This is a genomic window from Mesorhizobium sp. M7A.F.Ca.ET.027.03.2.1 (genome assembly GCF_003999175.1).
GTDB lineage: Bacteria > Pseudomonadota > Alphaproteobacteria > Rhizobiales > Rhizobiaceae > Mesorhizobium.
This window is the reverse complement of the sequence record NZ_RZOM01000166.1, coordinates 1-7,926: the sequence shown is the minus strand read 5'-3', so window position 1 is coordinate 7,926 and position 7,926 is coordinate 1. Positions and strand designations below refer to the sequence as shown.

Annotated in this window: 7 protein-coding genes and 1 pseudogene; all 8 read left to right on the top strand. The window is 61.7% G+C overall.

The features are described from left to right. Window positions 1–1,792, top strand: a 1,792-nt coding sequence (flhA, locus tag EN750_RS10145) for a flagellar biosynthesis protein FlhA (protein WP_127396338.1), incomplete at its 5' end; no start/stop codon positions are given. Next, window positions 1,789–2,541, top strand: coding sequence for a flagellar biosynthetic protein FliR (fliR, locus tag EN750_RS10140; RefSeq protein WP_013529768.1), 753 nt, complete (start codon window positions 1,789–1,791; stop codon window positions 2,539–2,541). The genes flhA and fliR, both read left to right, overlap by 4 nt. Before the next feature lie 2 nt (window positions 2,542–2,543). Then, window positions 2,544–2,927 carry a hypothetical protein gene (locus EN750_RS10135; RefSeq protein ID WP_127396337.1) on the top strand — a complete coding sequence of 128 codons (384 nt, stop codon included), beginning with the start codon at window positions 2,544–2,546 and terminating at the stop codon, window positions 2,925–2,927. 180 nt (window positions 2,928–3,107) lie between these two features. Continuing rightward, on the top strand, window positions 3,108–4,193 hold the full coding sequence (ugpC, locus tag EN750_RS10130; RefSeq protein ID WP_127271287.1) for a sn-glycerol-3-phosphate ABC transporter ATP-binding protein UgpC: 1,086 nt from the start codon (window positions 3,108–3,110) through the stop codon (window positions 4,191–4,193). 36 nt (window positions 4,194–4,229) lie between these two features. Continuing rightward, window positions 4,230–5,555 (top strand): ABC transporter substrate-binding protein, encoded by a 1,326-nt coding sequence (locus tag EN750_RS10125; protein WP_027038230.1) that lies wholly within the window; start codon window positions 4,230–4,232, stop codon window positions 5,553–5,555. A gap of 94 nt (window positions 5,556–5,649) precedes the next feature. Next, complete coding sequence (locus tag EN750_RS10120; protein WP_127271702.1) at window positions 5,650–6,600, top strand: sugar ABC transporter permease; 951 nt, start codon at window positions 5,650–5,652, stop codon at window positions 6,598–6,600. Between the two features lies 1 nt (window position 6,601). Then, complete coding sequence (locus EN750_RS10115) at window positions 6,602–7,495, top strand: carbohydrate ABC transporter permease (protein WP_127396336.1); 894 nt, start codon at window positions 6,602–6,604, stop codon at window positions 7,493–7,495. Between the two features lie 101 nt (window positions 7,496–7,596). Further along, window positions 7,597–7,926 (top strand): annotated as a pseudogene (locus tag EN750_RS10110) (flagellar biosynthesis protein FlgJ); the annotation flags it as partial.

The following is a 7,926-nucleotide window of genomic DNA, read 5'->3' as shown; positions in this document are numbered from 1 at the left end:
GGGCACGCATGCCGCCGGCTATGTCATCGCCGGCTTCTCCAAGCTGGTGATGGCCAGCGACTTCGTCATCGGCCTGATCGTCTTCATGATCCTGATCGTGGTGAACTTCATCGTCATCACCAAGGGCGCCACGCGTATCGCCGAAGTCGGCGCGCGCTTCACCCTCGACGCCATCCCCGGCAAGCAGATGTCGATCGACGCCGACCTGTCGGCCGGCATGATCGACGACAAAACCGCGCAGCTGCGCCGCCGCGAACTGGAAGAAGAATCTTCTTTCTTCGGCTCGATGGACGGCGCCTCGAAGTTCGTGCGCGGTGACGCCATCGCCGGCCTCATCATCACCGCCATCAACATCGTCGGCGGCATCGCCATCGGCTACATCAGGCACGGCATGGGCATGGGCGAAGCCGCCGACGTGTTCATCAAGCTGTCGGTCGGCGACGGCCTCGTCACCCAGATCCCGGCACTGATCGTGTCGCTCGCCGCCGGCCTGCTCGTCTCCAAGGGCGGCACCCGCGGCTCGACCAACCAGGCGGTGTTCGGCCAGCTCGGTGCCCACCCGCGCGCCCTCTATGTCGCGGCATCGCTGCTGGTCCTGCTCGGCCTGATGCCCGGCCTGCCGCTGTTCCCGTTCTTTGCGCTCGCCGCCGGCATGGCCGGTCTCGGCTACGTCATCCCGATGCGCGCCAACCGCGCCGTCGCCGAAGCCGAGGCGATCAAGGATCAGGAAAAGGCGACCAAGGTCGAAGAGGAGAAGAACTCGGTCAAGGCTTCGCTCGCCACCGCCGAGATCGAGCTTTTGATCGGCAAGCAGCTGTCGACAAGGCTGCTGACGTCGCATCAGGAACTGGTTTTCCGCATGGGCAAGATGCGCAAGAAATTCGCCACCCAGTACGGCTTCGTCGTGCCGGAAGTGCGCGTCGCCGACGATTTCGCCATCCCGCCGAAGAGCTACCAGATCAAGGTGCACGGCACCGTGGTGGCCGAGTACCAGATGCGCGTCGGCGAGATCATGGTGCTGCTCGGCAACCGCGACATACCCGAGATACCGGGCGAGGAAATCCGCGAGCCGGCCTTCGGCATGCGCGCCTATTCCGTGGTCGAAGCCTTCGCCGAGGATCTGAAGCGCGAGAACTACACCTTCGCCGACAACATGTCGGTGCTGCTCACCCATCTCTCCGAGGTCATCCGCAACAACCTGCCGCAGCTTCTGTCCTACAAGGACATGAAGGCGCTGCTCGAACGCCAGGACCAGGAATACCGCAAGCTCGCCGACGAGATCTGCACCACGCACATCTCCTATCCCGGCCTGCAGGCGGTGTTGAAGCTGCTGCTGGCCGAGCGCGTCTCGATCCGCAATCTGCACCTGATCATCGAGGCGATCGCCGAGATCGCGCCGCATGTGCGCCGCACCGAGCAGATTGTCGAGCATGTCCGCATCCGCATGGCCCAGCAGATATGCGGCGACCTGTCCGAGGGCGGCGTGCTGAAGGTGCTGCGCCTCGGCAATCGCTGGGACCTCGCCTTCCACCAGAGCCTCAAGCGCGACGCCAAGGGCGAGGTGCGCGAATTCGACATCGACCCGCGCCAGCTCGAGGAGTTCGGCCAGGACGCCACCAAGGCGATCAAGAAATATCTGGAAGCCGGCGAGCGTTTCGTCCTCGTCACCGCGCCCGACGCCCGCCCCTATGTGCGCATGATTATCGAGCGCCTGTTCACCACACTGCCGGTGCTCAGCCATGTCGAAATCGCCAAGGGCGTCGAGATCAAGGTGCTCGGAACCATATCGTGAGCGTGCTGTCGCAAGGCGTCGTCATCGCGGCGTTCCTCGCCTTCTGCCGCATCGGCGCCTGTTTCATGCTGATGCCGGGCCTCTCCAGCGCCCGCGTCCCGGTCCAGGTCAGGTTGTTCGTGGCGGTCGCCGCCACCGGCGGCCTGCTCGCCTTCCTGTGGGACAAGATCTTTCCTTTCGTCGACCCGCGCCCGCAAATCCTGGTGCCGATGATCATCTCGGAACTTCTGGTCGGCGGCCTGATCGGCGCCATGACCAGGCTCTACATGGAAGCCCTGCGCTTCATGGGCTCGGCCATCGCCATGCTGGTCGGCTATGGCGGCACCGGCGGACCGGCGATCGAGGAACCCGAACCCCAGGCAGCCCTTGCCGCAATCATCTCGTTCTCGGCGCTGTTGATGCTGTTTGTCTTCGATTTCGACCACGAGATAATACGCGCGCTGGTTTCCTCCTACACGGTCGCGCCGGTCAACATCTTCTTCAACCCGCAGGCCGCCCTCGTCGATGTCACCGACACGGTGTCGGACACCTTCTTCCTGGTCATCCGCCTCGGCAGCCCGTTCGTCGCCTATGCTATTCTCGTCAATCTGACGATCGGCTTCGTCAACAAGCTGACGCCGCAGATCCCGATCTATTTCATCTCCCAGCCCTTCATCATCGCCGGCGGCATGATCATCTTCTATTTCGCCGTCGGCACCATGCTGTCGCTGTTCGTCGACGGCTTCGTCGATCTGACATTGGCGAGATAGAAATGAGCACGCGCAAGGACCGCCTCAAGAAGCTGGTCAAGGTTCAGGAACAGCTGAAGGCGCTGCACGAAACCCGCCACGCCACCTTCCTTGCGGCGGCCAGTGCCGCCGAGGCCGAAGCCAGGGAACTGGTCGGCCATTTCGACCAGGACGATTCGCTCTCCGCCCTGTTTCCCGATCTCTACCATCGCCGCATTGCCCAGGCGGTCGTGCGCCAGGAAGCGAACCTGGCGAGCGCCAGGCAGGAAGCCAGCCTCATCGCCGCGGCGACCGCCCGCACCAATATGGTCGAGCGCGCCTACAAGGACGTACGCAACCGCGACGAACGCGAACGCTCCGACCGCGAGCGGCTGGACCTGATCACGCAGAAGCGGACGCAGGAGTAGCTGGGAGGATTGCGTGGCGCGAAGCGGACCCTCCAAGGTTCGGCTTTCCCGTAAACGCTTTACAGCCCGGTTTGGTAGCGCTACCGTTTCGGCCTAGCGTGAGCCTGGGAGGAGCCAGGGCTGTCGCTAGCGGAAGCGTTGTTCCTTCGACGACGTCGCGGGAATTTGTTGGGAGGATCGATGGCGTCTGTCGCAATTGGCGAAGTTTATAAATCATTCGGCGCTGTCGAGATCCTGCACGGGGTCAGCGTGAACATCGAGGACGGCGAGTTCGTCACTCTGGTCGGACCGTCGGGCTGCGGAAAATCAACCCTCCTCAGAATGATCGCCGGCCTGGAAAAGATTTCACGCGGCCAGATCGCGATTGGCGAACGTGTCGTCAACAACGTTGCGCCCAAGGAGCGCGACGTCGCCATGGTCTTCCAGAACTATGCGCTCTACCCACACATGACCGTTGCCGAGAACATGGCGTTCTCGCTGATGCTCAAAGGAGTTTCCAAGCCGGAGAGCGATGCCGGCGTGCGCCGCGCGGCCGAAATCCTTGGGCTGGTGCCGTTGCTGGCTCGCTATCCTCGGCAGCTTTCCGGCGGCCAACGCCAGCGCGTCGCAATGGGCCGCGCGATCGTTCGTGATCCGGCGGTCTTTCTCTTCGACGAACCGCTGTCCAATCTCGACGCCAAACTCAGGGTGCAGATGCGCGCCGAGATCAAGGAACTGCACCAGCGCCTCAAGACCACGACAGTCTACGTCACTCACGATCAGATCGAAGCCATGACCATGGCTGACAAGATCGTGGTCATGCATGACGGCATCGTCGAGCAGATAGGGCCGCCGCTGGAACTCTATGACCGGCCGAACAATCTTTTTGTCGCCAGCTTTATCGGCTCGCCGGCCATGAATTTGCTGAGGGGCGAGATCGCTACCGACGGCTCACCCTCGTTCCGCGGCGCCGGGGGGATTTCGGTCCCGTTGGCCTCGGCACTTTCCATCCGCAATGGCGAGCCTGTGGTGCTGGGAATAAGGCCCGAGCATTTGCGGCTGTCCGACGACCAGGGCATTCCGGTCACCGTCGCGGTGGTTGAACCAACCGGGTCCGAAGTGCAGCTCATCGGCCGGACAGCCGGCGGCGAAGAGATCGTCGCGAATTTCCGGGAACGACATTCCTTTACGCCGGGCGAAACCATCCGGCTTACGGCCGAGCCCAGCCTTATCCATCTCTTTCACGCAGAAACCGGACAGAGATTCCAGACACGTATCGATCAGTAGGACCACAGGCAAGGACAACAACAGGAGGAAACGAGCATGAAGTTCACCAGACGCGACGTGATCCGCACCACCGCCGGCGCGGCGGCGGGTGCCTTGGGAAGTCGGTTCATCAGCTCTCCGGCCCTTGCCCAGGACGGACTGAAATACAAACCCGAGGATGGCGCCAAGCTTAGACTGCTGCGCTGGTCGCCCTTCGTCCAGGGCGATGAGGACCAATGGCTGGCCAACACCAAACGCTTCACCGAGGCGACAGGTGTCGAGGTTCGCGTCGACAAGGAAAGCTGGGAGGACATTCGTCCCAAGGCGGCGGTCGCAGCAAATGTCGGGTCCGGCCCCGACCTGATGTTCGTCTGGTTCGATGACCCGCACCAATATCCCGACAAGCTGCACGACGTGAGCGAACTGGGCGAGTATCTCGGCTCGAAATATGGCGGCTGGCACGAGGGACCTAAGCAATATGCGACACGCGACGGGAAGTTCGTCGGCCTGCCCCTGGCCACGATCGGAAATGCCATCGTCTATCGGGAAAGCTGGGTGAAAGAGGCCGGCTTTTCGGAGTTTCCCAAGGACACGAAAGGCTTCCTGGAACTTTGCAAGGCCTTGCAAGCGAAGGGACATCCGGCCGGCTTCACGCATGGCCATGGCGTCGGTGACGGCAACAACTATGCTCATTGGCTGCTGTGGAGCCATGGCGGCCAGATGGTCGACGAGAGTGGCAAGGTAACGATCAACAGCCCCGAGACCCTCAAGGCGATCGAATACGCGCAGGAACTCTACAAGACCTTCATTCCAGGCACCGAAAGCTGGCTCGACGTCAACAACAACCGCGCCTTCCTGGCCGGCGAACTGGGGGTGATCGCCAATGGAATTTCCGCCTACAACACGGCCAAGATCAATAAGGACAAAGATCCAAAGCTGGCTGAAATCGCCAAGGACATACGCACGACCAACCTGCCCATCGGTCCTGTCGGCAAATCCGTCGAATTGTTCCAGGTGACCACGGCCGTCATCTTCAATTACACGCCCTACCCGAACGCGGCCAAGGCGTATTTGCAGTTCATGTTCGAGGAACCGCAAATGAAGGACTGGATCACCTCCTCGGCCGGATATTGCTGCCAGACACTGAAGGCATTCGACAACAACCCCGTGTGGACTGCCGATCCCAACAACGCCGCTTACGCCAAGGCTTCGGCTACTCTGCGGCCTAACGGCTATGCCGGGCCGCTCGGCTATGCCTCGGCGGCAACCATGGCCGACTACGTGCTGGTCGACATGTTCGCCAAAGCGGTGACCGGCCAGGCCACGCCGCAAGAGGCAATGGAAGAGGCCGAGAAGCGGGCAAATCGCTATTATCGCGTTTGAGCCGGCTCAGCCGGGCAGCGCCGCTGCCCGGCTGGCTTCGGATTGCGTCGCGGCCGATCCGGCCTATCAATGAGACCTCAGCAGGAGCCAACCCATGGCCGTGCCGTCAGCTGCTATCCAGCCGCGACCTTCGATCTTCTCACGGATTCTGTCGCGCTGGAGCGAAAGCCGGAACGCACTTGGCTTCGGCTTCATGCTTCCGGCGGCTGCACTGCTGCTTGTCTTCCTGACCTATCCGCTGGGGCTCGGCGTCTGGCTCGGCTTCACCGATGCCCGCATCGGCCGCCCCGGCATCTTCATCGGCGTCGAAAACTATGAATATCTGTGGAGCGACGCCGTCTTCTGGCTCTCCGTCTTCAACACCTTGCTCTACACGATCAGCGCCTCGATCCTGAAATTCGCGCTCGGCCTCTGGCTGGCGCTCATCCTCAACCAGAACCTTCCCTTCAAATCGTTCTTCCGCGCGATTGTCCTGCTGCCGTGGGTGGTGCCGACGGTGCTCTCGGCCATCGCCTTCTGGTGGATCTACGATTCGCAGTTCTCCATCCTGTCGTGGGCTCTCATGGAAATGGGACTGATCGATCACCGCATCAATTTCCTTGGCGATCCGGAGAACGCGCGCGCCTCGGTGATCGCTGCCAATGTCTGGCGCGGCATTCCTTTCGTGGCCATCACGCTGCTGGCCGGCCTGCAGACGATTCCCCAATCGCTTTACGAGGCCGCGACGCTCGACGGCGCCAGCCGTTGGCAGTTGTTCCGCTATGTGACGCTGCCGCTGCTGACGCCGATCATCGCCATCACCATGACCTTTTCGGTCCTGTTCACCTTCACCGATTTCCAGTTGATCTATGTGCTGACTCGCGGCGGACCGGTGAATGCCACCCATCTGATGGCGACGCTCTCGTTCCAGCGCGGCATTTCCGGCGGCCAGCTTGGCGAGGGAGCCGCGATCGCGGTGGCGATGATCCCGTTCCTGCTAGCGGCGATCCTTTTCAGCTATTTCGGGCTGCAACGTCGTAAATGGCAGCAGGGCGGTGGAGACTGACATGGCCGCGATCGAAACGAACAATCGTCCGAACACGGATGAAGGCGGCATGGGCTATCTCCAGAGCCTGCCCCGGCGCGTGGTCACCGTTTATCTGCCGCTCCTGATATTCGTCATCGTGCTGCTGTTCCCGTTCTACTGGATGACGATCACGGCGGTGAAACCCAATCTCGAGATGACGGATTATGCCAATTTCAACCCGTTCTGGGTCGTCCATCCGACGCTCGAGCATATTCGGTATCTGCTCTTCGACACGTCCTATCCGGGTTGGCTTCTCAACACGATCATCATCTCGACCGCCTCAACTTTCCTGTCGCTGCTGGCAGCGGTGTTCGCTGCCTATGCGATCGAGCGCTTGAGGTTTTCCGGGGCGCGGCAGGTCGGCTTGGCGATCTTCCTGGCCTATCTCGTGCCGCCCTCGATTCTGTTCATTCCACTGTCGGTAATGGTGTTCAACCTCGGCCTTTACGATACGCCGTTCGCACTGATCCTCACCTATCCGACCTTCCTCATTCCATTCTGCACGTGGCTCTTGATGGGCTACTTCCGCTCGATCCCTTTCGAACTGGAAGAATGCGCGCTGATCGACGGCGCGAGCCGCTGGCAAATCCTGACCAAGATAGTTCTGCCGCTGTCGGTGCCCGGTCTGATCTCCGCCGGCATCTTCGCTTTCACCCTGTCATGGAACGAATTCATCTACGCCTTGACCTTTATCCAGTCGTCCGAAAACAAGACCGTGCCGGTCGGCGTGCTTACCGAGCTCGTACGTTCGGACGTCTATGAATGGGGAGCCCTGATGGCAGGCGCGCTGATCGGCTCCCTGCCGGTGGTGGTGCTCTATTCATTCTTTGTCGAACACTACGTCTCCTCGATGACGGGGGCGGTCAAGGAGTGAAGCTGAGGCGGAAATCCCACCCTCGGCGCAAAGCCGGCAGCTTCGATCCGATCCCCGCACTCCGCTCCCTCCCCGCAAGCCTGCCACAAGCTTGTTGAGGCATGGTCTGGTCAGGGAAAACCGGTAAAAGGCGGACTTTCTTGGCGATTTCTCCACCCAGCGACATCGTTATGGATGTGGCCCGAGCCGCCGACCCGGCGGATATCGAGACCGCCCGCGCCGCGCTGGCAAAGCGGGTCGGCGGCGCTGCGGGCACGTTTTCACTCGACACCGCCGCTTCGGTCGATGCCGGCTCGATCCTGTCGCGCGCCACCGCCGACAAGGCCGCCGCTGCAACCGACCCGGCCAACAAATTCAAGAAGTTCGAGGCGATGGTGCTGCAGACCTTCATCCAGAACATGCTGCCAAAGGACACCGAGGGCGTCTACGGC

Coding starts and splice junctions, on each gene's coding strand:
- EN750_RS10125 (WP_027038230.1), top strand. CDS start 4,230: ATGAAGTTCACCAGACGCGACGTGATCCGCACCACCGCCGGCGCGGCG.
- EN750_RS10120 (WP_127271702.1), top strand. CDS start 5,650: ATGGCCGTGCCGTCAGCTGCTATCCAGCCGCGACCTTCGATCTTCTCA.
- EN750_RS10115 (WP_127396336.1), top strand. CDS start 6,602: ATGGCCGCGATCGAAACGAACAATCGTCCGAACACGGATGAAGGCGGC.
- ugpC (WP_127271287.1), top strand. CDS start 3,108: ATGGCGTCTGTCGCAATTGGCGAAGTTTATAAATCATTCGGCGCTGTC.
- EN750_RS10135 (WP_127396337.1), top strand. CDS start 2,544: ATGAGCACGCGCAAGGACCGCCTCAAGAAGCTGGTCAAGGTTCAGGAA.